Origin of the sequence: Enterococcus dongliensis (assembly GCF_031927985.1) — a bacterium.
Taxonomy (GTDB): Bacteria; Bacillota; Bacilli; order Lactobacillales; family Enterococcaceae; genus Enterococcus_A; species Enterococcus_A dongliensis.
The window spans coordinates 81,857-103,990 of record NZ_JARPZC010000009.1 but is presented as its reverse complement, the minus strand read 5'-3'; the positions used below and the strand labels follow the sequence as shown (position 1 = coordinate 103,990).

Annotated in this window: 32 protein-coding genes and 1 tRNA gene; all 33 read left to right on the top strand. The window is 40.3% G+C overall.

Features of this window, described 5'->3' with window-relative positions; all coding sequences use genetic code 11:
- Nucleotides 1–96 precede the first annotated feature (96 nt).
- The 33 genes from P7D84_RS08285 (at nucleotide 97) to P7D84_RS08125 (ending at nucleotide 22,126) form a co-directional block, all read left to right on the top strand.
- Nucleotides 97–357, top strand: coding sequence for a hypothetical protein (locus P7D84_RS08285; protein WP_311805989.1), 261 nt, complete (start codon nucleotides 97–99; stop codon nucleotides 355–357).
- Nucleotides 354–677 (top strand): hypothetical protein, encoded by a 324-nt coding sequence (locus tag P7D84_RS08280; RefSeq protein WP_311805987.1) that lies wholly within the window; start codon nucleotides 354–356, stop codon nucleotides 675–677. The genes P7D84_RS08285 and P7D84_RS08280 overlap by 4 nt, the downstream gene beginning before the upstream one ends.
- Nucleotides 678–717: 40 nt before the next feature.
- On the top strand, nucleotides 718–1,383 hold the full coding sequence (locus tag P7D84_RS08275; RefSeq protein WP_311805985.1) for a DNA cytosine methyltransferase: 666 nt from the start codon (nucleotides 718–720) through the stop codon (nucleotides 1,381–1,383).
- Nucleotides 1,384–1,415: 32 nt separating this feature from the next.
- Entirely contained in the window at nucleotides 1,416–1,967 is a 552-nt protein-coding gene (locus tag P7D84_RS08270) for a DUF1642 domain-containing protein (protein ID WP_311805983.1), read from the top strand.
- A 7-nt stretch (nucleotides 1,968–1,974) separates the two neighbouring features.
- Nucleotides 1,975–2,127: a hypothetical protein gene (locus P7D84_RS08265; RefSeq protein ID WP_311805981.1), complete on the top strand. Its 153-nt coding sequence runs from the start codon at nucleotides 1,975–1,977 to the stop codon at nucleotides 2,125–2,127.
- Between the two features lie 26 nt (nucleotides 2,128–2,153).
- A complete protein-coding gene (locus tag P7D84_RS08260; protein WP_311805980.1) occupies nucleotides 2,154–2,330 on the top strand; it encodes a hypothetical protein in 177 nt (58 codons plus the stop codon).
- Nucleotides 2,327–2,467 carry a hypothetical protein gene (locus P7D84_RS08255; RefSeq protein WP_311805978.1) on the top strand — a complete coding sequence of 47 codons (141 nt, stop codon included), beginning with the start codon at nucleotides 2,327–2,329 and terminating at the stop codon, nucleotides 2,465–2,467. The genes P7D84_RS08260 and P7D84_RS08255 overlap by 4 nt, the downstream gene beginning before the upstream one ends.
- 103 nt (nucleotides 2,468–2,570) lie before the next feature.
- Nucleotides 2,571–2,987 (top strand): transcriptional regulator, encoded by a 417-nt coding sequence (locus P7D84_RS08250; protein WP_311805976.1) that lies wholly within the window; start codon nucleotides 2,571–2,573, stop codon nucleotides 2,985–2,987.
- 515 nt (nucleotides 2,988–3,502) lie between these two features.
- A tRNA-Ile gene (locus P7D84_RS08245) sits at nucleotides 3,503–3,575 on the top strand.
- A gap of 351 nt (nucleotides 3,576–3,926) precedes the next feature.
- Nucleotides 3,927–4,109, top strand: coding sequence for a hypothetical protein (locus P7D84_RS08240; protein ID WP_311805974.1), 183 nt, complete (start codon nucleotides 3,927–3,929; stop codon nucleotides 4,107–4,109).
- A gap of 54 nt (nucleotides 4,110–4,163) precedes the next feature.
- Nucleotides 4,164–4,688 carry a terminase small subunit gene (locus P7D84_RS08235; protein ID WP_311805973.1) on the top strand — a complete coding sequence of 175 codons (525 nt, stop codon included), beginning with the start codon at nucleotides 4,164–4,166 and terminating at the stop codon, nucleotides 4,686–4,688.
- Nucleotides 4,675–5,898 carry a PBSX family phage terminase large subunit gene (locus tag P7D84_RS08230; RefSeq protein WP_311805971.1) on the top strand — a complete coding sequence of 408 codons (1,224 nt, stop codon included), beginning with the start codon at nucleotides 4,675–4,677 and terminating at the stop codon, nucleotides 5,896–5,898. The genes P7D84_RS08235 and P7D84_RS08230 overlap by 14 nt, the downstream gene beginning before the upstream one ends.
- A gap of 41 nt (nucleotides 5,899–5,939) precedes the next feature.
- Complete coding sequence (locus tag P7D84_RS08225) at nucleotides 5,940–7,247, top strand: phage portal protein (RefSeq protein ID WP_311805995.1); 1,308 nt, start codon at nucleotides 5,940–5,942, stop codon at nucleotides 7,245–7,247.
- Nucleotides 7,234–7,470 carry a hypothetical protein gene (locus P7D84_RS08220; protein WP_311805970.1) on the top strand — a complete coding sequence of 79 codons (237 nt, stop codon included), beginning with the start codon at nucleotides 7,234–7,236 and terminating at the stop codon, nucleotides 7,468–7,470. Before P7D84_RS08225 ends, P7D84_RS08220 begins: the two co-directional genes overlap by 14 nt.
- Nucleotides 7,471–7,473: 3 nt before the next feature.
- Nucleotides 7,474–8,370 carry a minor capsid protein gene (locus P7D84_RS08215; RefSeq protein WP_311805969.1) on the top strand — a complete coding sequence of 299 codons (897 nt, stop codon included), beginning with the start codon at nucleotides 7,474–7,476 and terminating at the stop codon, nucleotides 8,368–8,370.
- Nucleotides 8,371–8,376: 6 nt separating this feature from the next.
- The gene (locus P7D84_RS08210) at nucleotides 8,377–8,682 is read left to right on the top strand and encodes a hypothetical protein (protein WP_311805968.1); all 306 of its coding nucleotides are present in this window, start codon (nucleotides 8,377–8,379) and stop codon (nucleotides 8,680–8,682) included.
- Nucleotides 8,683–8,717: 35 nt separating this feature from the next.
- On the top strand, nucleotides 8,718–9,074 hold the full coding sequence (locus P7D84_RS08205) for a hypothetical protein (protein ID WP_311805966.1): 357 nt from the start codon (nucleotides 8,718–8,720) through the stop codon (nucleotides 9,072–9,074).
- Between the two features lie 13 nt (nucleotides 9,075–9,087).
- On the top strand, nucleotides 9,088–9,291 hold the full coding sequence (locus P7D84_RS08200; protein WP_311805965.1) for a hypothetical protein: 204 nt from the start codon (nucleotides 9,088–9,090) through the stop codon (nucleotides 9,289–9,291).
- A gap of 48 nt (nucleotides 9,292–9,339) precedes the next feature.
- The gene (locus P7D84_RS08195; protein ID WP_311805964.1) at nucleotides 9,340–9,843 is read left to right on the top strand and encodes a helix-turn-helix transcriptional regulator; all 504 of its coding nucleotides are present in this window, start codon (nucleotides 9,340–9,342) and stop codon (nucleotides 9,841–9,843) included.
- Between the two features lie 120 nt (nucleotides 9,844–9,963).
- On the top strand, nucleotides 9,964–10,626 hold the full coding sequence (locus tag P7D84_RS08190) for a capsid assembly scaffolding protein Gp46 family protein (protein WP_311805963.1): 663 nt from the start codon (nucleotides 9,964–9,966) through the stop codon (nucleotides 10,624–10,626).
- A gap of 1 nt (nucleotide 10,627) precedes the next feature.
- The gene (locus tag P7D84_RS08185; protein WP_311805962.1) at nucleotides 10,628–11,461 is read left to right on the top strand and encodes a N4-gp56 family major capsid protein; all 834 of its coding nucleotides are present in this window, start codon (nucleotides 10,628–10,630) and stop codon (nucleotides 11,459–11,461) included.
- Between the two features lie 110 nt (nucleotides 11,462–11,571).
- Nucleotides 11,572–11,904: a phage head-tail connector protein gene (locus P7D84_RS08180; protein WP_311805960.1), complete on the top strand. Its 333-nt coding sequence runs from the start codon at nucleotides 11,572–11,574 to the stop codon at nucleotides 11,902–11,904.
- Entirely contained in the window at nucleotides 11,901–12,227 is a 327-nt protein-coding gene (locus P7D84_RS08175) for a hypothetical protein (protein WP_311805958.1), read from the top strand. Before P7D84_RS08180 ends, P7D84_RS08175 begins: the two co-directional genes overlap by 4 nt.
- Nucleotides 12,211–12,447 carry an HK97 gp10 family phage protein gene (locus P7D84_RS08170; RefSeq protein WP_311805956.1) on the top strand — a complete coding sequence of 79 codons (237 nt, stop codon included), beginning with the start codon at nucleotides 12,211–12,213 and terminating at the stop codon, nucleotides 12,445–12,447. The genes P7D84_RS08175 and P7D84_RS08170 overlap by 17 nt, the downstream gene beginning before the upstream one ends.
- A 119-nt stretch (nucleotides 12,448–12,566) precedes the next feature.
- Complete coding sequence (locus tag P7D84_RS08165; protein WP_311805954.1) at nucleotides 12,567–13,253, top strand: hypothetical protein; 687 nt, start codon at nucleotides 12,567–12,569, stop codon at nucleotides 13,251–13,253.
- Nucleotides 13,254–13,554: 301 nt separating this feature from the next.
- On the top strand, nucleotides 13,555–13,944 hold the full coding sequence (locus P7D84_RS08160) for a phage capsid protein (RefSeq protein WP_311805952.1): 390 nt from the start codon (nucleotides 13,555–13,557) through the stop codon (nucleotides 13,942–13,944).
- An 11-nt stretch (nucleotides 13,945–13,955) separates the two neighbouring features.
- The gene (locus P7D84_RS08155; protein WP_311805950.1) at nucleotides 13,956–14,471 is read left to right on the top strand and encodes a phage major tail protein, TP901-1 family; all 516 of its coding nucleotides are present in this window, start codon (nucleotides 13,956–13,958) and stop codon (nucleotides 14,469–14,471) included.
- Between the two features lie 43 nt (nucleotides 14,472–14,514).
- Nucleotides 14,515–14,862, top strand: coding sequence for a tail assembly chaperone (locus tag P7D84_RS08150; RefSeq protein WP_311805948.1), 348 nt, complete (start codon nucleotides 14,515–14,517; stop codon nucleotides 14,860–14,862).
- An 80-nt stretch (nucleotides 14,863–14,942) separates the two neighbouring features.
- Nucleotides 14,943–15,176 (top strand): hypothetical protein, encoded by a 234-nt coding sequence (locus tag P7D84_RS08145; RefSeq protein ID WP_311805946.1) that lies wholly within the window; start codon nucleotides 14,943–14,945, stop codon nucleotides 15,174–15,176.
- A 15-nt stretch (nucleotides 15,177–15,191) separates the two neighbouring features.
- Entirely contained in the window at nucleotides 15,192–17,909 is a 2,718-nt protein-coding gene (locus P7D84_RS08140; protein ID WP_311805944.1) for a phage tail protein, read from the top strand.
- A gap of 14 nt (nucleotides 17,910–17,923) precedes the next feature.
- Nucleotides 17,924–18,709, top strand: a complete 786-nt coding sequence (locus tag P7D84_RS08135; protein WP_311805943.1) for a distal tail protein Dit — start codon at nucleotides 17,924–17,926, stop codon at nucleotides 18,707–18,709.
- Nucleotides 18,709–21,591, top strand: coding sequence for a phage tail spike protein (locus tag P7D84_RS08130; protein ID WP_311805942.1), 2,883 nt, complete (start codon nucleotides 18,709–18,711; stop codon nucleotides 21,589–21,591). The genes P7D84_RS08135 and P7D84_RS08130 overlap by 1 nt, the downstream gene beginning before the upstream one ends.
- 10 nt (nucleotides 21,592–21,601) lie before the next feature.
- Nucleotides 21,602–22,126: a CHAP domain-containing protein gene (locus tag P7D84_RS08125; RefSeq protein ID WP_311805941.1), complete on the top strand. Its 525-nt coding sequence runs from the start codon at nucleotides 21,602–21,604 to the stop codon at nucleotides 22,124–22,126.
- Nucleotides 22,127–22,134: the final 8 nt, after the last annotated feature.

Sequence of the window (22,134 nt, the reverse complement as noted above, 5' to 3'; positions counted from 1 at the left end):
AACGATTCCTTACAACGTCTTTAAAGGTGAAGAGCATTGGAATCTTTTCGCAGAACTAACAGTCAGCTAGTGACCACTATCAAGGAGGTTTTGGTAATGGGAAAATATCGCTGGCATGTCAGCCGAGTAGGTGAAAAACCAGAAATCGTTCGGCACTACAACTGGATTACTAAAATGTATCGATTTATTTTACGTAATCCTGCAATGTTTGCCGATCGTGAATTGACGATTTATAAAAATGGAAAGCCCTGTGTTGACCTTCATTTTGATGAAATAAAGAGAAGATTTGACTTGAATAACAAAGAAGGAATCGAGCGTAAATATATCAACGAATTATCAAAGGAGGACGGCGAATGAGTCTAATTGAAGAATTAAAAAGCACTGGCGATCAATCTTTTGATACGTGGTTTGATCGTTGGTTTGAAAAGAATGATTTTCCTAACACATTTAAAAAATCAGCTCAGCAAGGCTATACAGGCTATTACATCGAATTAAGAAGAACCACATCACTACATGAAAACGATGAATACTTGAATCGACGACTACGCGATCCACGCACGGTAACAAAACTAAAGGATCGCCTACCGGGAATTAGCGTTGAGTTCGTCAAAGAGCGAAAGACAGGATTAATGGGACTGAAATATACTACAGAAAAATTGAAATTTAGCTGGAAGTAAGTTCTGTAAGCCACACCAATTAAGTAGGAAGGATGAATCTATGAAAATACTAGAATTATTTGCAGGGACCAGATCAATAGGAAAAGCCTTCGAAGCTGCCGGACATGAAGTCTACTCAATCGAGTGGGATAAGAAACACGAGAACATCAATTGGTACGCCGATATCTCAAAAATACAAGCAAACGATATTTTAGCGCGGTTAGGACGTCCAGATGTGATATGGGCTAGTCCTGATTGTACATCATATAGCATTGCAGCAATCAGTCACCATCGTACTAAAGAAGCAGATGGAAATCTATTGGCTAAATCAGAATATGCTTCGTTTTGCGATTTGACGAATCAGCATGTTTTGAAACTGATTAAAGACTTGAATCCAAAGGTTTACTTCATCGAGAATCCGCGTGGTGGACTCAGAAAAATGAGGTTTATGCAGCAGCTACCAAGGTACACAGTGACTTACTGCCAGTATGGGGATACACGGATGAAACCGACTGACATTTGGACCAATCATCCTAATCCACAATTCAAACCAATGTGTAAAAATGGAGCGCCTTGTCATGTATCTGCGCCGCGGGGAAGTCGGACAGGAACACAAGGCATCAAGGGGAGTGTTGATCGATCCCGAATTCCTAAAGAACTATGCGAGCATATTGCAAAAATCAGCGAAGAGCACGTGGCGAGCGGAGCGCTGAAAAAAGTGAACTAACTCAGCCTATCAAGTAAGAAAAGAGGTATGAAATGAATAAACAAGAAGTAATTGAACGATTAAATAATAAATTAGACGAAGTCTTTGCATTTCAACGGAGTTTCAAACCTTTAACAAGGGCACACATGGAATGTGAGTCAAAGGCTAATGCTTATATGACTGCTATAAACTACGTCGAACAACTTGACGAACCTCAAAAAGTCAAAGTGAAGCAATTCGTAGCAGATTGGTTTGAAGAGCATAAGCATAATTTGAGCAATTCACTGTGGGAATTTACTGTCGAATTGAATGAAAAAACTTTAGTGACGGGTGCTATATATACTGAATTTGAAAGTTGGTTCATAGAACATCCGCGTGCATACGAATTTATCACAAGTATGGGAAAAGGCTACGAGGTCGAGGAAGAGCCGAAGTGGAAAATAATTAATGATCAAAAATACTGTCTGACATCAATAGAAGCAGGATATGGCAACTCGTTACATTGGGCTTTCGACAGTACGAAGAAAAAGCCGATCCTCTTTGATAACGAGGAAACGGCATTGTATACAGCGTATATAACAGGCGGCACAGTCGAGAAAGTGTAGGTGTGAAATGGAATTACTTGAATATTTGGAATCAGAAGCAGATAAACTGCATGAAGAGAATTTTTCCAGTAGTGATGAATTTAGAACGGTGAACCACAGTTTTGTTGAGGGTTTTAATTATGCACTGGCGATTGTTCAAGGCTTTGAGGCTTTGAGGTGAAACTCAACCCAAACCAGCAGGTCGTATTGGAGTGGTTGAAGGAAGCATACAAGCGAACTAAATGGTCAAGCCCGTTCGGGACTGTGTACTCCACAATAAATATCCACGAGCTGTTCGTGCGAACGAGACTAACCAAAGCACAACAATACCAAGTCCTAGCAGCCTTTGCAGAATGGGGAATGGAACAGGAGGAAGAAAAATGATCAACAACGACTTAGCAATCGACAGACTGCAAGATTTAATTCTTACGTCTGTTAATCTAACTGAATGGCAGAAAGAGCAGATTAAAGAGGCTATTAGATTAATAGGAGGCGGAGATGGAGAAACAAAAACTAATTGAAAAATTAAAAAAAGATAAATAAAAAACGTTCAGCTCCTCAGCTAAACGCAGAATTAGTAATTAATCTCACAATTAATTATAACAAATTTTCGGAGGTTGGGGAATGGCTGAATTAACAAAAACACAATTAGCAGCACTTGAAGAAGACTTTAGAATGTATCACAAAATTCCAAGTAAGATTGCTGAAGCATTGGTGGCAAGAGAATGGAAGCCTGAAGACGTCAACAGTTGGATTAAAGGTAGTCGGACACACAATGAGAAGGCTCTGAACGATTTAATTAAGCGAGAAGACAATAAGAGCTATCTCTACTACTCAAAGCTGTACGCGGATATTAGCAGAGCTTATAAATCAGTCAGTGAGGAGCTAAGAGAAATCGTAGACGTTTACATGTGGGGAGAGTTGAACTATTTAGAATGGCGAGAAGTCGCTGAACATATTCATTGTTCAAAGACTGCTGTTTATAAAAAACGCTACAAAATATTGGAAAGTTTGGCAATTCAACAAGGAAAAGTGTTCTAAAATGTGTGGTAGACCACCCTAAAAACGTATTAAACTGGTATAGTAGATAATTTATCAAGCGGACGATTCAACCTTTTACTGACATGAAAGTTTCTCCTTTCTGAATTTTAAACTTACAACGTCTTGCTTGATAAGTTATTCGCTTTTGACTACACTGCCACTCTGCGGAAACAGAGAAGGCAACATCTGCGCAATGTATATAACGAGCTTTTAGGTGCAGTTAGAAGCTCACTGGCGGCACAAAATAAATAAGAATGGAGTTGAAAGACTTCGTTTCCTTTAAAGTTCACGTGCCGTCTTTATGTCACTGTGGCGGAAGTAGAAGACGCGGTAAGGCTATCCGAGCGGGTAGAGTGGCTGTTGCTAACGACGAGTTAGTAATGTGAGTGGGGCGGTGCCACTCCAGTGACGTAACGCATTAGAAACGTTAGGTTGATTCCGCATACTAGTTAAGTCGGGCGTAATATGATCGGACTGATAATCCGTACCATCCTAATTGTATTCTTTATAAGTCGTGGCGTGTAGCTCAGCGGCTAGAGCGTTTGGTGAATAGCCAAGAGGTCGCCGGTTCGATCCCGGTCACGTTAATAGGAATTGAATGATGGTCATAATTGACTAAACACTGCAATGACAGCAGGTGTGTAATTGTTGATTCCTTCTTTACACATTTGGAAACAACGTGTTGGAACGTTGGGCGTTGATGGATTAATTCTGAAACGTTTAAACATTAGCTATCTAGTCATAGCCTTATCGGTCAGTAAGCGGGGAAGGACAATCCAAACCGCCTCTGCTGACAATACATATTTGGTTAGATGGTCGGAGTTAGTAGCTAAACTAATTCCACGATGGCTTGGATAGAATCGGTAACCCTGTCTATCCAATACATAATCAAGATCACTTCTGCGGTCTTTTTATTTTGCATCAGGGAGGAATATTTAGATGAAGGATATTAGAGTAAAAGTTGATAAGGCAGTAATTCAAAAAGCAATTTTAGACAGAGCAGTGGAATTGATCAGTCAGATTGAGGTTGATGAATTAACAAATGTTGATTTCACTACCTGTGACTTAGGTGGTAGCTTCCAAGTGAGTCTTAATATTGAGTTCCAAAATACTGAAAAATAGATCATTCATCCGAGTGGTCTTTTTATTTTGCATAAGAAAGGTGGTGATGGAAAATTGAATAAGAGACAAAAAGCCTTTGCCGATGAGTACATCGCCAATGGTGGAAATAAATACAAGGCGGCTATTAGTGCTGGGTATTCAGAAAAGTATGCTAAAGCACAATCGCATAGGTTGTTGGAAAATGTTGGAATTGCGCAATATATCAAAAAACGGCTAGATCCTATCGAAAAACGGCGAGAAATAACCGCAGATGATGCCTTAAACGAATTGATAAGTATTTGGCAAGGCGATACACAAAATGGCGTCAGCAAGACGATGGATAGGTTAAAGAACGGGGAAATCGTCAAACATATCGAGTATGAGTATACGCCGGATTTAGAAAGCAAACTCAAAGCTTTAGACTTGTATCTCAAATACAAATCGCTTCTTTCTCAGGCACAGCTAGAGAAAGCGAGAACAGAAATCAAACTGATGCAAGCGAAATTGGAAGTCTTGCAACGCGGCGATGAAGAATCTACCGAAGATAAGCTTGACGAATTACTTAATCGGATTAGTGGTGAGTTAGATGACATTGACTGACGTATATAATCCAAAACAAATTGATGTGTTGAAAGCTACGATCAAAACTGATTGGTTTATTACACTTTTGCACGGCGCTAAACGATCCGGAAAAACGAAAATCAATAACGATCTTTTTCTATTTGAGTTACGGCGAGTACGGAAGATTGCGGATCAAGAAGGCGTGAAAGAGCCGATGTATATTTTGGCTGGCGTGTCTTCTGCAACGATTCAGAAAAATGTTTTGCAGGAGTTATACAACACGTACAACATTGAACCGAAATTTGATAAGCATGGAAATTTCCGACTTTTTGGTGTTAAAGTCGTGCAGGCGTATACAGGTAACGTTGGCGGTGTCAAATCTATTCGAGGTATGACAGCTTACGGTGCGTACGTCAACGAAGCATCGCTTGCGGTGCAGTCGGTTTTTGGAGAGATTGTTTCTCGCTGCTCCGGAACCGGTGCACGCATATTAGCCGATACCAATCCGGACAATCCGGAACATTGGCTAAAAAAAGAATATATCGACAATACTAGTGAAACGATTCAGTCATTTCATTTTGAGTTGGACGACAATACATTTTTATCTGATCGCTATCGACAGAATATCAAAGATGCAACGCCGAGCGGTATGTTTTACGACCGAGATATTAAGGGGCTGTGGGTATCTGCGGAAGGCGTTGTATATCAAGATTTTGACGCAAATAAACATTATATTCAGTCGAGCGATCTACCTCAGCTTTGTACATTTTATTGTGGAGTTGACTGGGGTTATGAGCATTGGGGATCTATCGTAGTAATAGGTGAAACAACAGACGGAACATCTTATTTAATTGAAGAACATGCTACTCAATTTGAAGAGATTGATTATTGGGTAGACATAGCAAAAGGCATTCAAGAGCGATACGGCTCACGAGTGCCTTTTTATTGCGATTCAGCTAGGCCGGAACACGTAGCCAGATTCCAACGTGAGCATATCAGAGCATCTAATGCGGATAAAGCGAGATTGTCGGGTGTCGAAGCTGTTGCAAAACGATTTAAGACTAATTCATTACTTGTCTGCCGAGACAAAGTATCAAAGTTTAGAGATGAGATTTACCAATATGTTTGGGATAAAAAGAGTGGAGAACCAATTAAGCAATACGATGATGTGTTGGACGCTTTGCGCTATGCAATCTACACACACCACAAACCTAAAGCGAGAGCCAAAGGATTTAAAGGAGGATTGTAATTTTGCTATTAAACAACGATAAACTAACGCCACCAAAAATCATGACGTTTGACCGAGACGAGGACATTACGCCAGAAGTCATTGCCAAATTCATGCGTATTCATCAGCTAGAATTGCCAAGGTATCAATATTTGATGAACTGCTACAAAGGGCAAATGGAGATTTACGACTATGCTAAAAAGGACGCCTACAAGCCGGACAATCGGCTAGTAGTCAACTTCCCGAAATACATCACCGATACATTTACCGGTTATTTTAACGGTATCCCGGTTAAAAAGAGCCATCCAGACGATGCTTACAATCAAGCCATTACAGCATTTGACGGCTTAAACGACATGGAGGACGAGGAGTCAGAACTTGCTAAAATGGCTTGCGTTTATGGCCGTTGCTACGAGTTTATGTATCAAAATGAAAATACAGAAACGTGCGTGGTTTACAACAGCCCAGAAGATATGTTTATGGTGTATGACAACTCAGTTAAGCAAGCACCATTGTTCGCTGTCAGATATGGACTAGATGATGATAACGTGTTTCAAGGTGAATATTATGGCCCTGATGGCAATCGCAAGCTAACAGGATCTACGTCTGCTTTGCAGTTTGGCGAGGAGTTAGACGATTATTATGGCGAGTTGCCAGTCACCGAGTTTTATTTCAACGAGGAACGCATGAGTATTTTTGAGTCGGTCATCTCATTGTTTAATGCGTTTAACAAAGCTATCAGCGAGAAAGCAAATGATGTGGAATACTTTAGTGACCAATATCTTGCATTTTTAGGCGCAGAAGTAGATGGTGACGATCTAAAAGAAATCCGTGAGAACCGAATCATCAACTACTATGGCACTGAAGCAACTCGTGTGGATGTGAAGTTTTTAGATAAGCCAGACAGCGACGAGCAGACGGAACACTTGCTAGACCGCCTGCAAAAGCTAATTTTCCAAACGTCTATGGTGGCAAACATCAGCGATGAGTCTTTTGGACAAGCGTCTGGCACAGCTCTAGCTTACAAACTGGAGGCAATGAGTAATCTAGCGTTAGCCTTCCAGCGCAAGTATCAATCGGCACTAAACAAGCGATATAAGCTATTTAGCAGTCTTGCTACTAACGTGCCTGCTAGCCAGTCTAACGCATGGCGAGAGTTGGAGTATACATTTACCCGCAACGAGCCAAAAGACATCAAGAGCCAAGCGGAAACGGCTCAAATGTTGATGGGAATTACATCAGAAGAAACAGCATTATCTGTCTTGTCTGTCGTGTCAGATACTAAAGCCGAGTTGGAAAAGATTGATGCACAAAAGCCGAAAGTTGCTTATGACTTTGAGAAGGGAGCAAATGAGGATGCCGAGAATTAATTTTGAATTAACAGGGGATGAAGTACGGGCTCTTGTTCGAGGAGAAGCAATTTCTTTAGGGAAATTAGGGGAGTATCGTGAAGTCACCATCACCTCGAAAGAGAAAAGAGCCCGCCATGATCGCACTGATTTTTTCACTGACGAGCTATTATGGGGCGGCAGTAGGATTTCTGTAACTAACCACCCTAATTGCGGATTGCCAAACTACTCGCAGGATAAATAGCCTATGAAATCACAAGATTACTGGCGAAAACGTGAAGAAAAATGGATAGCTCAGCAGATTAAAGATGATGCGAAACAGTCTAAAGTGATTGCTGAGAAATACCAACGAGCGCTTGACCAAATCGAAAAAGAAATCTCAGCTAACTGGGAACGGTTTTCTGGCAAAGAAGGTGTCACACTTTCCGAAGCTAAGAAAATGGCATACGAGATGGACGTGAAGGCTTTTGCTAGAAAGGCGAAGCAGTACGTTAAAGACAAAGACTTCAGCAAGACAGCCAATGACGAATTGAGGCTTTACAACGTCACGATGCGAGTTAACCGTTTGGAGCTGTTAAAGTCACAGATTGGCTTGGAGCTAGTCGCTTTGTCCGATGATGTAGATCAGTACACTGCCGATACACTCACCAAAACAGGATTAGCCGAGGCAACACGTCAAGCCGGCATTTTAGGCGAGACAGTATTTTCAGGCTATCAAAACTTTGTGGAATCGGTAGCTTTTGCAAGTTTTAATGGTGCAACTTTTTCCGAACGTATCTGGGGCAATAATCAGGCGCTTAAAGCCGATTTAGACCGTCTGCTTGTAAGGAGTATCACGCAAGGAAGAAATCCACGAGAGCTAGCGAGAGAGCTGAGAAACATATTTGACAGCAGTAAGTATGAAGCTGAACGGCTGATGCGGACGGAGACTGCGAGAGTGCAGATAGAAGTCCAGAAAAAATCATATTTTGAGAATGATGTGGAAGAGTTCGAGTTTGTAGCCGAACCGTCAGCGTGTGGGTTATGCAAACCACTAGACGGTAAGACATTTAAAGTTGCGAAGATGGAATCGGGGTTAAACGCTGCGCCGATCCACCCTAACTGTAGGTGCAGTACAGCACCTTATGTAGAAAGAAAGGAATAGAAAACGATGAAAGATTTCAACGAAGTTATTTTGACTATTCAGGTTGGAAACGGCTTAGGCCAAGCTTATAAAAAAGCTATCGAAACTGAAAATAGTACGCAATGGAAAAAGAATCCTATATATAACAGCAAAAAAGAATTAATCAGCAATGAATTGAAGCCGGTTTGGAACGGCAATTACGCTCATGTTGAAGTTGGACAAGATGATTTCTTGACGATCTCAATCATTTCCCACACACTACCTAACCTTTTAGAAACGACTAGCTGGTATGAGCGAATGGGTGCGAAGGTTGTTTATAAAAAAACCTATTAAGAAAAGGAATGATTAATATGTGTGTGCATTGGTCAATGAATAGTAAAACCTGCGCTTTGTGTGGAGAGCCTATTCCAGATGCGTTGAAGGCAAGAGCAAGTGAAATTACCAATGGAAAAATTAATGGCGAAGTTTTCAGCTCTGAGCCGTTGTCTGTGAATGAAATATTGCTAGAAGCTGCGATTGAATTTTTGCATGATATTGACTCTGAAAAGATTGAGACTATTCAATTTAATTCAGCAAAACACGATGATCGATCAAGAGATGTCACGATTAAAATTACGTATCCGCCAGAACTTACTGAGTCGGAGGAACAGGTGGACTATGCTCGGAGCCTAATTGAGCGTGACAAGGAGAGAAAGATGTTATGCCAAAAACATTATTTAACATAAGGAGCTGAACGTTATGGAAAACAGTAACCGCAGTAACGAAAATGCATTTGTTGAGTTTTTTAAAGGACTTGACGAGAATTATCAGCTTTACCTTATCAATGAAATGAAGAGGGAACTTCCAGATGAAAATCCCAATTTTCTTGGTGAAGCACTAAATAGTTTAGGTGATGAAGTAAAAGTCATTCCTAACAGCACTTTTGCCAAGAAAAGGTGGTGATCCAAAGTCTCGTTAGCTGTCGTTAAAGCTATTTAAGGAGTGATAGCGATGAACAGAATTAAAGAACTGAGAGAAGAGAAAAACCTCACTCAAAAAGAATTAGCTCAAAAAATAGGTATTTCAGACGCTTCTGTAAACAAATATGAGAAAAACACTATGAATCCTAAAATAGATAAACTTGAAAAAATGGCAGAAATATTTGACGTGTCAGTCGCCTATATATCGGGGAAAGGCACAAGTGACAACAAGAACAAACTCAAAGAGCTAAGAGAAAGTTTTGGTCTAAGCCTCGGCGATTTAAGCGAAGAATTACAAAAGAAAGGCTTTAAAGTCGGAAGGGCATCTTTGAATAACTACGAAAACGGCATTCAACAGCCAAAACAAGAAACATGGGAGCACTTGGCAGATTATTTTGATGTATCCGTTGCTTATATCATGGGACTGAATACAGCCCTAAATAAAAACGAAATATCTATATCCAAACTGGAATACGAACGCTTGAAAGCAATCGAGCAAAAATACAATGAAATCAAGTCTTTAGTCACTGACTAAGGGATTTTTATTTTGTCTTTTATTGGCAGACGTTAAAGAACCATTGGTTTCCCAAAACCAATCAAAACTAAATGCGAGATGGCTCCCATGCCACAAAATGCGAGAGAAGGAGAAATACACATGAAAACACCATTTTTATTGCCAATGAGATTGCAATTTTTTGCTGAATCAGCAGACGAAACAGAAACCGATGAAACTCATACAGAGGAAACCGCTGCAGAGGAGACTGAAACTGATGAGAAAGAGTTGGATTCTGAAAAGGTCGTTGAAAAACTGCAAAAAAGATTGGCGAGCAAGACTGCCGCTGAAAAGGAAACTAAGACGCAGCTTGAACAAGCCATATCCCGCATTGAAGAACTAGAAAATGCTGGTAAAAAAGGCGTGAAAGAGTTGTCCGATGAGGAGAAGGCGACCAAAGCACAGCAAGAAAAAGATGATGAGATTGCTAAACTGAAATCTCAAATCAAGATTGCGGAATCCACACAGCAAGCTGATGAAGTCTTGAAAGATGCTGGTTTAACAGTCGGCAAAGACATCTTAGGCATTGTGGTAGCAGAGGACGACCAACAAACGCTAAAAAACGTCAAAGCGCTAATCAACTACACGCAAGACCTACGATCTAAATGGGAGATTGCAAGAAACACTGGTTCCACTCCAAAACGCACGCCGGGCAATCAGCAAGCTATCACGCAAGAACAGTTTGATGCTATGCCGTTTGCACAAAAGTCGGCGTTAGCAACAAAAGACCCAGAACAATTTAAAAAATTAACAGGAGGCTATTAATATGGCAGACACAAAAACAATGTTAGCGGATTTAGTAAATCCCGAAGTATTAGCACCAATCGTATCATATCAACTACAAAAAGCATTGCGCTTTACACCTTTGGCGCAGGTAGATGCAACTCTTTCCGGTCAACCAGGGAATACACTAACTTTCCCGGCATACACTTATATCGGTGATGCAACAGACGTGGCGGAAGGTGCTGCGATTCCGTTGGATAAAATCGGCACATCTACCAAACAAGTAACCGTGAAAAAGGCTGCAAAAGGTACGGAAATCACTGATGAAGCTGTTTTATCTGGTTATGGCGACCCGGTGGGCGAATCTAGCCGGCAATTAGCCTTGTCTATCGCAAACAAAGTGGACGATGACATGATTGTCGCTGCAAAGACGACGACACAAACAGCTACAGCTCCCGCTACTGTTGCCGGTGTGCAAACAGTCTTGGACGTATTTAACGACGAGGACGCACAAGCTTATGTATATATCATGAATCCAATTGATGCTGGTGCATTGCGTGCTGATGCCAACGCTCAAAAAATTGGGTCCGAAGTCGGTGCAAATGCGTTGGTTAACGGAACTTACGCAGACGTTTTAGGCGCACAAATTATCCGCTCTAAGAAAATGGCGCAAGGTGAAGCGCTGATGTTTAAGATCGTGGCTAACCAACCGGCGCTTAAATTAGTCATGAAACGTGGTGTACAAGTGGAATCTGATCGTGACATCGTGACAAAAACTACTGTCATTACAGCGGACGAACACTATGCAGCATACCTTTACGATTTAACAAAAGTTGTGAAAGTAACTGTTGGCGAAGATCCGGCCACTGGTGCATAATGAGTCGCCTGTTAAGTCGTCACTTGCCCGCTTATAAAGTGGAAAAAGAAACGACAAAGCAAGTGAAGAAACCACGAAAGAAACCAGTTAAGAAAAAAGTAGGTGGTTAAATGGCTACCATTGCAGAAGACGTTAAGAAGCTGTTAGGCGGTACGCAAGACGATAAGTTAGAAGTTATCGAACGGCGAACAAAAAGCCGTCTAGCGTCAATTCTGGGCGTGTCAGAAGTGCCCATTAGCTTTGAAACAATTGTCTACGAAGTAACGGTTAAACGATTCAACCGCATCGGCAATGAGGGTATGCAGTCCTACAGCCAAGAAGGCCTGTCCATGGCGTTCCCAGAGTCTGATTTTGCCGAGTATCAAGGTGAGATTGACGATTGGTTAAATGCACAAAAAGACGATGAAGGAGAGGTTAAGCGAGGGAGGTTTCGTCTATATTGAGATACGACACAAGTATTACATTTATCAAAGATAGCACGGACTCCCACTATGATCCTGACCTTGGTGAGTGGGTTGATGGCGAAGCAAAACGAACTGGAACGGTTGCGAATGTGACCGATCTTGGTACAGAGCGTAGTGTAAAAGTATTTGGTGATGTTAGAGAAGGGGCAAAGGTCATTCGGACCATGCCTCTTTTTTCTTTACCTGAATTTGATCATATCGAGATTGATGGCAAGACATTCAAGGAAACCACTGCTAGAAATCCGTCAGGACGGCATAGTTTGATTGTTCAGGAGGTGGAGAGCGGTGGCCAAGTCATTTAAAATTACTGGGCTAAATAAACTTTCTAGCAAGCTAAAGAAGAATGTAACGATGAATGATGTAAAACAGGTAGTGAAAAATAATACTGCTGAGTTAACAAATGTCGCTCAACGAAACGCGCCGGTGGATACTGGCTTTCTAAAGCGTTCAATCGTTATGGAGCTTGCAAACGGCGGCTACGTTGGGAGATCTATCGCAGGAGCTGAATACGCGCCTTGTTAAGATAGGGCGAGCGTATGGTAACATACGATTAGGAATCGACCAAAATCGGTAGAAATCTTATTATAACAGTGTGCAATCGAAGTTGGAACATGATATAATTAGCACAAGGAGGCGGTATCATGTTTGAAGTTATCGATGCGCATGAAAGAAAAGGGAATGGGTTTGACGATTTAACAGGAAAACGTTTTGGTAAATTGACTGTAATAGGTTTATCTGCTAAAAAAGTAGGCAGAAAATCTTATTGGGTATGTCAATGCGATTGCGGAAATAAACATCTCGTTCGAAGCGATTCTTTAAAATGCGGAAATGTCCAGTCGTGTGGATGCTTAAAAGTGGAACAAGACATTCTGAATTTAAGACGTACTGCCCACGGAGATACGGTCGGAGGAGAGAATCGCCTTCACATGACATGGCAAGGAATGAAGCAAAGAACGACAAACCCAAACAACTCAAGTTTCAAGCGCTATGGTGGTAGAGGAATCACAGTATGCGATGATTGGTTAGACTACGAAAAGTTTAAATCATGGGCTTTATCTCACGGATACAACGATTCGTTAACTATTGAAAGAGTTGATGTGAATGGTATGTATTGTCCAGAAAATTGCATATGGATTTCTGCTAAAGAGCAAGCGACTAACCGAAGAAGCACTGTTTGGATCGAATGGAATGGAGAGGTAAAAAATATAAAACAGTGGTCGGATGTTCTAGGAATTAATTACGGAACACTACATTCCAGATATTACAGAAGCGATATGCGTCCACCCGAACTATTTGAACCTGTTAAAAGTAAGAAAATACCGAGGTAATCAGCAAAACTAAAAAATTGCTGGCACCGTAGAGCATAGGAATTGAACCTATGCTTTTTTATTACACAAAAAGCATAGAATACAATATTCCCACGAGTGGTCGACAACCATTTTTGATATGGTTGAAAATATATGCCGAGCTTACTGGTGACAGTAAGAAGCAGAGGATAAAAAGCCTTTGCGATAACAAAAAAATGTATCTTGAATACGGGACACGTTTCATGGCGTCGCAACCATTTATGGCGCCTGCTTATAGGTTGCAAAAGAAAAAATTCAAGTCTGACTTAGAAAGGTTGATGAAATGATTAAAACACGTGATCAATCAATCTTTGATGAGATGTTCAAACGTTCGTTAGCATTGAAATTTTCGACATATGACTATAAACCGCTTGATGACGTACCATATCCCTTCGTTGAATTTGAAGATACGCAAACGATCCACGAAGCGAATAAGACGGATATCAAAGGAACGGTTAACTTAACAATTTCAGTGTGGGGATTACAAAAGAAACGAAAGCAGGTGTCTGACATGGGATCTGCTCTTTTTAATGAAGCACTAAAAATAGTAGCAACAGACGGTTATTCGTGGTCGTTAAATGTTCAAGCAAGTGATATCCGCTTAATGGATGACACGACGACGAACACGCCACTAAAACGAGCGATACTTTCGCTTGAATTTAGAATTTTATAGGAGGAATACAAATGGCATTAAAAAAAGGTATTGATGTTATTTTGCTGTATCGCGAATTAGCAAAACAAGCAGAAGAATCAGCAAAAGTCGTTACGTATCAAACAGAACACACTTTCGGAATGTCACGTAATACAGACTCGACTGAAACCAAAGATGGCACTGCACAAACTGTAGGGGCAATTGAGTATGATTTCAGCTCTACTGCTTTATATGAACGTGGCAGCGAAACTCTCAAAATGCTTTACGATGCATTTATGAACAACAAGTTGGTGGAAACGTGGATCATCGACAAACTCGAACCAGAAGAAGGCGATACAGGTAAATTTGCAGCCAAATATATGCAAGTGTATATCTCAAACTATGTAGAAACGGCTTCTGCTGAAGATAATGTTGAAGTTTCTTTGGAATATGCCGTGCAAATGATTCATCAGGACGGCTATGCAACACTAACAACCGAACAACAAAATGCAGTTCAATACGCGTTTACAGACACAACAGCACAAACACCAGTACCACCAGAAGGCTAAGCACTCTTAATTGAGTGCTTTTTATTTTTAGGAGGAAAAATTAATGGAACAGACGATTAATGGAAAAGATTACAAATTTATTTTTGGTTTTGGATTCATTCAAGAGTTAAACCGTCGCTATTCTGTAACGGAGCAAGGCATGACGGTGAAAATGGGCTTGGATAATGTTTTGCTTAACTTTTTTAATAAGGACGTAGAAACATTAATTGAAATTTTGAAAGTAGCAAATTTAACCGAATCGCCTAAGGTAAGTGTGAATGATCTAGCGAGTTTAGTTGAAGAAATTGGTAGCGAAAAACTTTTCGACATCGTGCTAGAAGAGTTAAAAAAGTCGGAATTTACCAAATCGAAAACAGGGAAACTGTTGGAAACAATGAAAGAAGTTCAATAGATTCAAATGGTTTTTATCACGATGTGCAGCTTAATTGCATACGGTATTTAGGAATCACTGACTTTCTAGCCATTGATCGCATGACGCTGCCTGAGTATGAGCTAAGGCTTACCGCTTATCAGCTTAAACGGCTTGATGAACAGGAGTTGATTCATCAGCAAGCATGGGCTAATTGGCAAGTACAAGCAACTGAACAGCGTGGTAAGAAATCTGTTCCGGTATTTAACTCCTTTAAGAAATTTTTCGATAAAGAGAAATACGAAAAAGAAATTTTAGGAGTAAAAGACGAAGCTCCTAAATTTGTGAACTCTTGAGGAAAGGAGGAAAATATGGAAAGTTATTCGGTTGAAGCGATTCTTTCGGCTACGGACAAAAATTTTACTTCTACGATGAAAAGCGCCGATAAAACCATGAGTAGTTTAGATTCTAATTCAAAAAAGACACGCACATCAATCCTTGATATAGCAAAGGGGATGGGCGTTTTTAGCGTTATTCAAGGCGGTATTAACCTTGCTAAAAATGCAGTGGTTGGTCTAGGCGCTGAATTATCTGCTAGTTCCGCTACTTGGAAAACATTTACTGGCAATATGGAAAATCTAGGTAAGTCAAAAAGTGAAATTGCTAGCGTTAAGAAAGAATTGCAAGACTTTGCAACTCAGACGATTTACTCTGCTTCTGATATGGCAACTACATACAGCCAGTTAGAAGCAGTTGGCATTAAGTCTTCTAACAAGCTAGTAAAAGGTTTTGGTGGACTAGCAGCTGCAGCTGAAAACCCTAAACAAGCTATGAAGACGTTGAGTCAACAAGCTACGCAAATGGCAGCTAAACCTACAGTCCAGTGGATGGACTTCAAGTTGATGTTAGAACAAACGCCAGCCGGAATGGCGGCTGTGGCAAAAACAATGGGTATGACCACATCAGAATTGGTTAAGAATGTACAGGATGGCACTGTCAAAACACAAGAGTTTTTCGACGCTGTTACTAAAACAGGAACAAATGACACGTTTGGCAAGATGGCAACCGAATATAAAACGGTTGGGCAAGCAGTAGATGGATTAAAAGAAACGTTAGTGACTAAGTTACAACCAGCTTTTGACAAAGTTTCTGGTGTTGGTATTAAAGCTGTGGAAGGAATCATCGGAAAACTAGAAAAATTTAATTTTGATAAGTTTGTTTCTACGATTTCGGCTGGAGCTACGAAGGTTATTGACTATTTCAAGAAAATTTGGGAATCATTAAAAAAAGGACTTGAAGGTTTTGACACGACTGGATTTAAAAAGATATTTGATACGGTCGTAAGCATTGCTAAGGTAGCGTTTGGAGTTATTCTAGCAATCTTACCTACTGTAGTTGAGTGGATCGGGAAATTAGCGACGTTTTTCAGTAAAGTAGTAACTGCTATTCAACCGTTCCTTCCGATTTTGTTACCTATCATCGGTGCATGGGCCGCCTTTATGATTCAACTCAAAGGAATTAGCGCAGTCATTTTAATGTTTAAAAACTTAGCTACTGCGATCAAAGGCATAATGACAACATTTAAGATTTTGACTGCTATCATGGCAGCTAATCCATTTGTTTTGATTGTTGGTGCTATCGTTGGGTTAGTTGCAGCGTTCGTTTATTTGTGGAAAACAAACGAGAAGTTTAGAGATTTCTGGATTGACGTATGGGAAATGATTAAAAAAGCAGTAGGCGTAGCAGTTGATTGGATTACAGCTAAGTGGGGGAAATTAACCTCATGGTTTAGCAAAACGTGGGATTCGATTAAAAAAGGTGCTGATAATGCATTCACTGGAATAAAAAGTGCGCCTGGCAAAGCGGCGGACCAAATTAAAAGTAAATGGTCTGACATGAAAGGCTTCTTTTCTAATATTTGGTCAGGTGTAAAAGAAAACGCATCTTCTACATGGGGGTCAATCATCGAAACCGTATCGCCTTATGTTTCTGCTATCACCGAGGTTTTTCAACCTATGATTACCTTTTTCTCTAATCTGTGGACGCAAATCGGTACCATAGCAGGTGCGGCATGGGAAGTCATTAAAACGATCGTCATGGGTCCGGTGCTATTGCTAACTGATCTCATTACTGGTGATTTCACTCAATTAAAAGAGGATGCAGCAATGCTGTGGCAGACATTATCTGATAATGTGTCAACGATTGTGACTACATTTGTATCAATCGTTTCAGGCTATTACACAGCGTTTAAAGACACTGTGGTAAATATCTGGAACACTTTAGTTTCAACTATCAAGAGCACATGGAGTAGTTTTACTGGCTGGTTATCACAAACGACCGACAATATAGTAACTAGCGTTAAACAAGGTTGGAACAATTTAAAACAAGGAACAATTGATTCTTTCAATTCAGCGGTACAAGCTGGAAAAAACGCTTGGCAGTCATTTAAAGACTGGATGAAAAACACTGTTGATAATATTGTTCAAGGCGCTGTAAATGGTTGGAATAACTTAAAACAATGGACGATAAACACGTTCAATAATATTGTTGCAGGTGCCCAACAAGCTTGGAGTAATTTTAAGCAAGGTATCATGGATTTAGTAAACTCTGCTCGTAATACCTTTGACCAACTACGAAATATAAACTTGCTTGATATTGGTAGAGCAATTATGGATGGATTCTTCAACGGATTAAAATCTGCTTGGGGTAAAGTCAAAAATTTTGTTAGTGGGATTGGTGATTGGATTCGCGAACATAAAGGCCCAATGCGTGTTGATAAAAAATTATTAATGCCCGCTGGTAATGCGATCATGGACGGATTAAATGCAGGATTGAATAATGGTTTTGGTGCCGTGCAAAGCAATGTTTCGTCAATGGCAGATCGTTTGACCACGAACTTTGATATTGGTGGAAAAATGGCACAAATGAACGGTAGTATTGATGGTGTTGTTCAACATGAAGTTAGTTACGGATCACATAACAAACCCGCGGTATTCAATGTAAATATTGGCAATCAAAACTTTAAAGCCTTCGTGGATGATATCTCACAAGCGCAAGGACAAGAACGAGATATAAACTTATCGTTTTAGAAGGAGGATGACACGTGGAAGAATGGAATAACCAAATGTACCACTTTAGAGACACAATAGCATTTTCAGAGTATGAATCGTGGATCCCTTCTTCAGCGATGATATATGATAATTGTCTGTTCGAACAGGAGATTGACGGTTACCAGACGCTGTACGTGGAAGGTCGAGAAATGCTGTCATTAGAATTTGAAACAGAGAAAATGACAGTCGGAGAGTTCGTATTGACTCAACGATTGCCTGCTCGAACTCTCACGGTTCACTATAAACTAGAAGATCGTAATCCTGAATCATTTCAATGGAAGTTCAATCAATTGATGAAACTGTTATATCGTACAAACGATGTAAAAATCCAGTTTAATGATCAGCGCGATTTAACCTACTTTGGACGTTACGAGAGTGCAGGAAGTGTGGACGGGAAATCTAATAGCATCATTTCTAGTTTTACGATCAAATGTGCTGATCCACGTAAATATACAAGAGAGTTTTCAATTACGAGAGAAGTCAAATCCGACTTACCTTATGGTGCGATTCCAACATCAATCATTTTTGAAGCAACGCAAGATAAAAACGTCCGTATCACGAATGGAAGAGAAACAATTTCTATTACTAACTCAGCTATTAAAACAGGTGATAAAGTGGAGATTTTAATCAAGCAAGGTAAAATTCTTGTAAATGGAGAAAATAAAACACGTATTTTAGATCTTACGAGTGACTTTAAAAACTTTATCATTAAACAAAACGACATAGTCAAATGTGACAACGGCATTCCTGAAATTAGATATAGAGGGGTGTGGTTATAATGTCTGAGAGTGTTTATTTTTTTGATTCAGATCAAAAACTTATCAAAATTGTTGATGAATCTAGTCTGTTTTCAGTTACGCAAGAGAAAGAAATCACTTCTAACAAAGAAGAGTTAATCAATGACAAGCTTTCCGTGAGCACTGTATTTGATAATGAAATTAAAGAAGCTAACTACATGGCGGTTCGAGAAGACGAATCGTCTTTTTCTATGTATCGAATTGTTGGTGCAGCTGATCCGGGAACGATGTTGATATTCACTGGGATCAACTTTGGGCCGGATGAACTGGACGCATATATTATCAACGATATTCGACCTGCAAATGAGTTTTTTCAAAAAACTATACAGAGAGTTATGGACTTTACTTTAGGAGAATGGAGAATTGGTCATTTAGATTCAACACTACCAGCAGTTTCTATGACGTTCTATTACTGTAGTATCCGCGAAGCTTTAAAAAATCTGCAGACGTTAGGGTGCGAGATCGTTTTTAAGTGCAATCTAAGTGGAGAAGGTATCACAGATAAATGGGTAGAAGTTTACAAACAGATTGGCGAATACAGTAATGAACGTTATGAGTATGGAGACAAGGCTCTAACGATTGAAAAAGAAGTGGATAGAAGTAACATCTATACTTCTCTGATTGGTCGTGGCCGTGGCGAAGAGGTTGGAGATGGTTACGGTCGTCGAATTGAATTTAATCAAGTGTATTGGTCAAAATCGAAAGGCGACCCGTTAAATAAACCGACAGGTCAAATCAATTTGGAAATTCCAGAAATGACAGCCAAATACGGTATTCCAACCAAAAACGGAAAACGTCGCAAGCGTGAAAAAGTCGTTATTTTTGAAGACTGCGAGGAACCGACTGAATTGATTCAGCTTACGTATCAGGAGCTAGTAAATTGTTCAAGACCACTCGTTCAATTCAAGTCGACTATTTTTGGTTCTGACAAGTTAGGAAATATTGTTCGTATTCATCGTGATGATCGCGGCTATCATTACGAGACTAGAATTTTCAGTGTGAAAATTGATCGCTTAACAGGAAAAGTAGAAACTGGCTTAGGCGATAATTTGAATACTTCATCGACTCGACAAGCTTCAAATACTCAAAATGCTATACAGACTTTAGATGATAAAAAGATGACCTTTTATGAATCCACTGAGGTTTCTAAATGGCAGAGTGATATTATCCGTGGGGCAAAGGGGGGTTCCATCATTATGATGAACCCTTGGGATACTGGTAAAGGAACTTCAAGGCAACCATACCAAATGGTTTGGATGAATGGTGATTCCATAGATGCTTCTAATCATTTTTTAGTTGCCAACTCTGAAGGTATAGGCTTTATTGATGGGAAATTCAACGAAGCAAATTTTAAAACGGCATGGACCATTGATGGTAATTTCAATGCTAATTATATCCAGTCTGGACGTATTAGGGCTGATATTTTTGAAACTTCATTTAATGCTGTTGGCGACCAGTTAAAACTTATTGCAGGTGCTTTACAAGCTGTCAATAACAATAAAAAAATCATGGAACTAACTAAAAAAGGTATGCAGTTTTGGAGCGGAAATGGGGAAATCGGAACAATTGGTACGACAGATTCAGCCGGCAATCCGTTTCCTGAAATGGTTACTTCAACACCAATTGAAAACAATTCATTAGTAATCAGAAGTAATGAAAAAAAGTTTATTATTATTTCTCCTGGTGAAAAAAAAGGATTTGTGATGTTAGACGGAGCGCCTACTGCTCATTTTGGAGATATGAATATTCAAGGAAAAATGCAAATCTTTAAAGATGTTGACATCAAAGGGAAGCTCACGCTTAGCGGCCGCGAAGTATTTCCTGGCCAAGGTGGCGGATCCAGTGGTTCGACTGGCGGACAAGGAAATGGTTGGAATGGTCAATATCCGCCAGAAGTGCAAACAGATGCAGAAAAATTCGCGTGGCAATCTTGGGTTACTTTGCTAAGTTTAGGCTATTCAAAAGCCGCAGCTGCAGGTATTTTAGGTAATATCAATGGTGAAGCTGGGCCTAGTATGAATCCTGATATTGATCAAATCGGCGGTCCCGCATACGGTGCTATTCAGTTTGATGGTTCTGCGTATCCTCTCGTACCACCAGCAACATCAAACGGACGTGTATATGTTCAAAATTTGATGAAAGCCGCTGGAATTACAGAAGACTATCGTCAAATGGCGCCACAAATGAAACTTGTCAATTGGGCTAATTCAAATGGTCAATGGATAGGCAAGGTTGAGCCACTTACTGTTGCTGGTTTTAAAGCAATGACAGATCCTGCTCAAGCTGCGTATGCGTTCGAAAACAATTTCGAACGTCCGGCAAGTGCCCATCCAGATCGACAGGGATTTGCGGTTACATGGTACAACAAATTTAAGGATTTGCAGATTCCACAGGCGAATGGCGATATTGTTTCTGTAGCTAAAAGTTTGTTAGGATACTTTACTTATCAACTTATTCATGGTGAGAGCTATATCGGTTCTGTAGCAAACCCAGACCGGAACGGAATTACCGATTGCTCCGGATATGTTTGGCTAGTTTTAGCAAAAGCCGGCTACCGAGTTCCTGGGAATATGCAATGGTACACCGGAAGTATGACAAGCGATGCTCGCGGTACACATAATTGGTTTCAAGAGATTGCACCAGAGCAATCAAGAGCTGGTGATGTTGTAATCTACAATGTTGGTGGCGGAGCTGGTGCAAATGGACACACAGCTATTCTTTTAGAAACATATCGTGGCAACGAAACACAGATTATTCAAATGGGTGGGGATGGTCGATATAGCGGTGTTAACACATCAACGATTGGTTACTCATTTGGATCATTATTAGGTGGCGATCGTTGCATTGCTAGAGCATTAAAGTAGGAGGTAAGCAATGGCTATTTATGAAAAAGGATTAAATCATCTAAAAAGCAGATTAAATCAGCCAATAGGTAATTATCAATGTTATGCGGTTGCTGCTGAATTTTCCGGCATCATGTGTGGCCCCGATTTAGGAGCTGGCACTTATTTTGATCAGCTCGATCCAGTCGATGATGAGTTGATTTATTCGGCGTCAGATATCGGAATAGCCTATAAATGGGAAGAATTTGGCTGGACAGTACTCATGAATCCGCAGTATGAAGGCCTGAAAGTAGGCTCTATCCTCTGCTATGAACGTAATGTAAAGATAAGTGACGATTTCATTACCCATGAAGAATATGGCCATTGCGGTGTAATCAGGAGTCTAGAAAATGACAAGATTCAAACGTATGAACAAAAAGGCGAGAAAGGCGAAGTAGTCGCTGAGTATGATCGGGATTTTTTTGGAAGCGACACGATTGCTTCTGTGATTATTCCGCCTGATTTTAGCGGGACACCAACAGATTTTATCCACGGCCAAGCGCCAATAGATGAATAGGAGATGAT

What these genes read in the sequence shown, in the direction of transcription:
- P7D84_RS08285 (WP_311805989.1), top strand. Translation starts at nt 97, where the DNA reads ATGGGAAAATATCGCTGGCATGTCAGCCGAGTAGGTGAAAAACCAGAA.
- P7D84_RS08280 (WP_311805987.1), top strand. Translation starts at nt 354, where the DNA reads ATGAGTCTAATTGAAGAATTAAAAAGCACTGGCGATCAATCTTTTGAT.
- P7D84_RS08275 (WP_311805985.1), top strand. Translation starts at nt 718, where the DNA reads ATGAAAATACTAGAATTATTTGCAGGGACCAGATCAATAGGAAAAGCC.
- P7D84_RS08270 (WP_311805983.1), top strand. Translation starts at nt 1,416, where the DNA reads ATGAATAAACAAGAAGTAATTGAACGATTAAATAATAAATTAGACGAA.
- P7D84_RS08265 (WP_311805981.1), top strand. Translation starts at nt 1,975, where the DNA reads ATGGAATTACTTGAATATTTGGAATCAGAAGCAGATAAACTGCATGAA.
- P7D84_RS08255 (WP_311805978.1), top strand. Translation starts at nt 2,327, where the DNA reads ATGATCAACAACGACTTAGCAATCGACAGACTGCAAGATTTAATTCTT.
- P7D84_RS08250 (WP_311805976.1), top strand. Translation starts at nt 2,571, where the DNA reads ATGGCTGAATTAACAAAAACACAATTAGCAGCACTTGAAGAAGACTTT.
- P7D84_RS08240 (WP_311805974.1), top strand. Translation starts at nt 3,927, where the DNA reads ATGAAGGATATTAGAGTAAAAGTTGATAAGGCAGTAATTCAAAAAGCA.
- P7D84_RS08230 (WP_311805971.1), top strand. Translation starts at nt 4,675, where the DNA reads ATGACATTGACTGACGTATATAATCCAAAACAAATTGATGTGTTGAAA.
- P7D84_RS08225 (WP_311805995.1), top strand. Translation starts at nt 5,940, where the DNA reads ATGACGTTTGACCGAGACGAGGACATTACGCCAGAAGTCATTGCCAAA.
- P7D84_RS08220 (WP_311805970.1), top strand. Translation starts at nt 7,234, where the DNA reads ATGCCGAGAATTAATTTTGAATTAACAGGGGATGAAGTACGGGCTCTT.
- P7D84_RS08215 (WP_311805969.1), top strand. Translation starts at nt 7,474, where the DNA reads ATGAAATCACAAGATTACTGGCGAAAACGTGAAGAAAAATGGATAGCT.
- P7D84_RS08210 (WP_311805968.1), top strand. Translation starts at nt 8,377, where the DNA reads ATGAAAGATTTCAACGAAGTTATTTTGACTATTCAGGTTGGAAACGGC.
- P7D84_RS08205 (WP_311805966.1), top strand. Translation starts at nt 8,718, where the DNA reads ATGAATAGTAAAACCTGCGCTTTGTGTGGAGAGCCTATTCCAGATGCG.
- P7D84_RS08200 (WP_311805965.1), top strand. Translation starts at nt 9,088, where the DNA reads ATGGAAAACAGTAACCGCAGTAACGAAAATGCATTTGTTGAGTTTTTT.
- P7D84_RS08195 (WP_311805964.1), top strand. Translation starts at nt 9,340, where the DNA reads ATGAACAGAATTAAAGAACTGAGAGAAGAGAAAAACCTCACTCAAAAA.
- P7D84_RS08190 (WP_311805963.1), top strand. Translation starts at nt 9,964, where the DNA reads ATGAAAACACCATTTTTATTGCCAATGAGATTGCAATTTTTTGCTGAA.
- P7D84_RS08185 (WP_311805962.1), top strand. Translation starts at nt 10,628, where the DNA reads ATGGCAGACACAAAAACAATGTTAGCGGATTTAGTAAATCCCGAAGTA.
- P7D84_RS08180 (WP_311805960.1), top strand. Translation starts at nt 11,572, where the DNA reads ATGGCTACCATTGCAGAAGACGTTAAGAAGCTGTTAGGCGGTACGCAA.
- P7D84_RS08165 (WP_311805954.1), top strand. Translation starts at nt 12,567, where the DNA reads ATGTTTGAAGTTATCGATGCGCATGAAAGAAAAGGGAATGGGTTTGAC.
- P7D84_RS08160 (WP_311805952.1), top strand. Translation starts at nt 13,555, where the DNA reads ATGATTAAAACACGTGATCAATCAATCTTTGATGAGATGTTCAAACGT.
- P7D84_RS08155 (WP_311805950.1), top strand. Translation starts at nt 13,956, where the DNA reads ATGGCATTAAAAAAAGGTATTGATGTTATTTTGCTGTATCGCGAATTA.
- P7D84_RS08150 (WP_311805948.1), top strand. Translation starts at nt 14,515, where the DNA reads ATGGAACAGACGATTAATGGAAAAGATTACAAATTTATTTTTGGTTTT.
- P7D84_RS08145 (WP_311805946.1), top strand. Translation starts at nt 14,943, where the DNA reads ATGACGCTGCCTGAGTATGAGCTAAGGCTTACCGCTTATCAGCTTAAA.
- P7D84_RS08140 (WP_311805944.1), top strand. Translation starts at nt 15,192, where the DNA reads ATGGAAAGTTATTCGGTTGAAGCGATTCTTTCGGCTACGGACAAAAAT.
- P7D84_RS08130 (WP_311805942.1), top strand. Translation starts at nt 18,709, where the DNA reads ATGTCTGAGAGTGTTTATTTTTTTGATTCAGATCAAAAACTTATCAAA.
- P7D84_RS08125 (WP_311805941.1), top strand. Translation starts at nt 21,602, where the DNA reads ATGGCTATTTATGAAAAAGGATTAAATCATCTAAAAAGCAGATTAAAT.